This window comes from Microcoleus sp. Pol7_B2 (genome assembly GCF_036701035.1).
Classification (GTDB): Bacteria; Cyanobacteriota; Cyanobacteriia; order Cyanobacteriales; family Microcoleaceae; genus Microcoleus.
Genome location: NZ_JAUBQB010000164.1, coordinates 1 through 3287, shown reverse-complemented (window position 1 = coordinate 3287; position 3287 = coordinate 1). Strand labels below are relative to the sequence as shown.

At 43.5% G+C, this 3287-nt stretch carries 3 protein-coding genes; 2 read left to right on the top strand and 1 reads right to left on the bottom strand.

Features of this window, described 5'->3' with window-relative positions; all coding sequences use genetic code 11:
* Window positions 1-197: 197 nt before the first annotated feature.
* Entirely contained in the window at window positions 198-1025 is an 828-nt protein-coding gene (locus QUA57_RS28235; RefSeq protein ID WP_333065097.1) for a GNAT family N-acetyltransferase, read from the bottom strand.
* Between the two features lie 100 nt (window positions 1026-1125).
* Between QUA57_RS28235 and QUA57_RS28230 the strand changes: the two genes are divergently transcribed.
* Complete coding sequence (locus QUA57_RS28230; protein WP_333065096.1) at window positions 1126-1287, top strand: hypothetical protein; 162 nt, start codon at window positions 1126-1128, stop codon at window positions 1285-1287.
* A 105-nt stretch (window positions 1288-1392) separates the two neighbouring features.
* Window positions 1393-2880, top strand: a complete 1488-nt coding sequence (locus tag QUA57_RS28225) for a tetratricopeptide repeat protein (RefSeq protein WP_333065095.1) — start codon at window positions 1393-1395, stop codon at window positions 2878-2880.
* The last annotated feature ends 407 nt before the right edge of the window (window positions 2881-3287 follow it).

Genomic DNA, 3287 nt, shown 5'->3' with positions numbered 1-3287 from the left:
CAAATTAGTTCGTTGTCATCTTACAAGTTTATTCTTGAAGCCCTATTCTATGCAGCTTTATATTAAATTGGTATAAGTTCTTTCTTGGCAAATTGACCGTACTGCAAGTGCTACGCCATTCCCTAGCGTGGACAAGCCTTGCACGATACCTGAGACTTTTGTCTGCCTCGTACAAAAAGATGTTGGGGGCTACTTCTTTAATATCCTAAAATCCTCCTTTTGTTTGAGTGGATTCGGAAAGTACAAGTTTCCTTAAAGCCCATTCGCTTGTAAATATTTACACCATCCGGCGCTGCCTGAAGGGTGGCAAAAAGCGCTCCGAGTTTTTTGGCATAACTGAGCGTATAATGTGTGATTGCCGAGCCGTAACCCCGATTTCTAAATTCTTGCAGCGTACTGATATCAAAGAGGCTTGCTGTCTGACCAAGGAAAAAGATTGAACTCGTACAAACAGGCTTATTATCGACATACCCCAGAAACAATCTCAAAGGACGATTCTCCAAATTATCCAACTCGCCCACCCGCCGATAAAATGGCATAACGAAGTCATCTGATGGCTCAAAAAGAGAAGCGATAATCTTTCCAAACTCATTGATTTCTTTGAAAGATGTTGCCATGCGGAACTTGAGATTAAGAGGATACTGAACGTCTTGTGGTAAATCATCAAGATTTGCAACCATACCCATATCCACTTCATCTTCGATAAATCCATACTCTTCTAAGGTTGAAAAGACATAAGCATCCCGAAATTCTTCACAAGTCCACCAAGCTGCTGGTAAACGAGCTGAATTAAACTCTTCGCACACCTTGGCAATAGTACGCTTTCCGTCTTCGCTATCGATTTTTTTACTAATAACGAGATTAAAAGTATCGGTCTTGTAGCCAGAATTAATGAGAACGTAACTTTCTGTTTGTTCGACTTTCATGTCGGAAACGAATTGGAGTGGAAAATAAGTATTCTTGCCAATGATTCCTGCCAAAACTAACTGGATTTGGTCGTGTATTCTAAATTCTTCTTCTATCATCTGCACCGTCTCCTTTCTGTCAATTTTATATAGGGAACTGGGCCAGAGGTGTGAAAATGCCGTTAGCCTTCACCCTGCCAATGGAAGTGCGCTCCGAGCCGTGACGACAGTGCCAGACGTGCGAACCGTGGCTGCGGTGCAATTGTGCGAGCCTTTGCAGCCGTTCGATCGCGCAAAACGTAGAACCAATCTAGCAGAAGAATTGCTCGTTACTGACCAACCGAAAAATGCAGTCATTTCAGCCATTTGTTGCGCCGATTGATCTACCGACTTGAGGAAATTGGCGAAGCTCGCTCCCCATAACTTCTTCCTGCTTTACACTAAGCAGGCTAGTGATTAAGATTAACAAAAATACAAAAGGGTGGCTATGCTCGATCGCGCTCAATGGTTTTTGGTCGGTATGTCGATCGCACTTTCGCTTCAGTTAAGTCAGCCAGTGGCAGTAGCCGTATCAGTTGGCAAAGGCTTACAAATAGCACAAAGTAACAGTAGTGATGCTGCCGACAAAGTATATGAAGAAGCCGAGAAACTTTACGAACAAGGAACAGCGGAAGCAAAAAGAAGTGCGATTGTCAAATATGAAGAAGCATTAAAACTGTATCGGGCAGTAGGCGATCGGAATGGGGAAGCTAGCACCCTCAGCAGGATTGGCGTTGTCTATGATGATTTAGAAGAAAAAGAGAAAGCACTAGAATATTTCAACCAGTCTCTTCCCCTGACTCGGGTAGTGGGCGATCGCAAGCAAGAAGCTATTACCCTCAACAATATCGGCGAGGTTTACTATAAGTTGGAAGAAAAACAGAAAGCGCTAGAGTATTTCAACCAGTCTCTTCCCCTGAGTCGGGGAGTGGGCGATCGCAAGCAAGAAGCTATTACCCTTACCAATATCGGCTTAAGGTATGCAGATTTAGGAGAAAACCCGAAAGCGTTAGAGTATTTCAACCAGTCCCTTCCCTTGAGCAGGGCTGTAGGCGATCTCCGTGGGGAAGCTACTACTCTCAACAACATCGGCTTAGTATACGCAAATTGGGGAGACAAAGAAAAAGCAAAAGAGTATTTCAACCAATCCCTTCTCCTTAGTCGGAAAGTGGGCGATCACAATGCGGAAGCTATCACCCTTAACAACATCGGCTTAGTGTACAATAAGTTGGGAGAAAAACAAAAAGCAAGAGAGTATTACAGGCAGTCCCTTCCCCTGAGTCGGGCAGTGGGCAATCGCCGTTGGGAAGCCGTTACCCTCAACAACATCGGCTTATTCTACGCAGAATTGGGAGAATACTACATAGCATTAGAGTATTTCAACCAGTCTCTTCCCTTAAGAAGAGCTGTAGGCGATCGCCGTGGGGAAGCTCTAACCCTCAACAACCTCGGCGGTCTATACAATGAGGTGAGAGAAGAACAAAAAGCGCTAGAGTATTTCAACCAGTCCCTTCCCTTGAGCAGGGCTATAGGCGATCGCCGTGTGGAAGCCTTTACGCTCACCAACATCGGCTTATTATACGCAAATTTGGGAGAAAACCAGAAAGCGCTAGAGTCTTACAACCAGTCCCTTCCTCTTTTTCGAGCAATCGGCGCAACCGAGGAAGAAGCTCTCACCCTCTACAGCATGGCTTTTATCAAACGATCGCTAGGCAATTTTACCGAAGCTCTCAATGATATTGAAGCTTGTATTAAAATAATTGAAAATCTCCGAAGTAAAATACTCACCGCAGAACTCCGCAGCTCATACCTTGCCACAGTGCAGGACTACTACGAATTCTACATCGATTTGTTAATGCAATTGCACAAAACTAATCCTAACTCCGGTTATGATATCAAAGCATCCGAAGCCAGGAAACGCGCTAGCAACCCCTAAAAAGCAACGCATCGCAGTAGAAAAATGGTCGTTTATACAATTATAAAATCGTTCACTTCACTACGAACGGCATTGCTAACATAAAAATTCCGAACAGTCAGGAATTGTGATTATTCTGATGAAGCTGTAGCAGTTCCAAGCCTTGAACCAGCTTATGCGAATATACTGATGAATTGGAAGTAATGATGCCCCTCGTAAGCCGAAAAATTCGGGAATTCAAAACTTGGTCAAAAAAAGAGACTGAGAATACTCTCATTGGTGCAGGCTTGACAACTCAGACACAAATACGGAAATTATAGTCATTTCAAATAAATGTGAGACAGAGGTAAGATCCAATACGGTTCAGTTAAGAGCTATGCAGTGCTTAAAACAATAAATACAGGAGGATTCATTATTATTCCAGTACC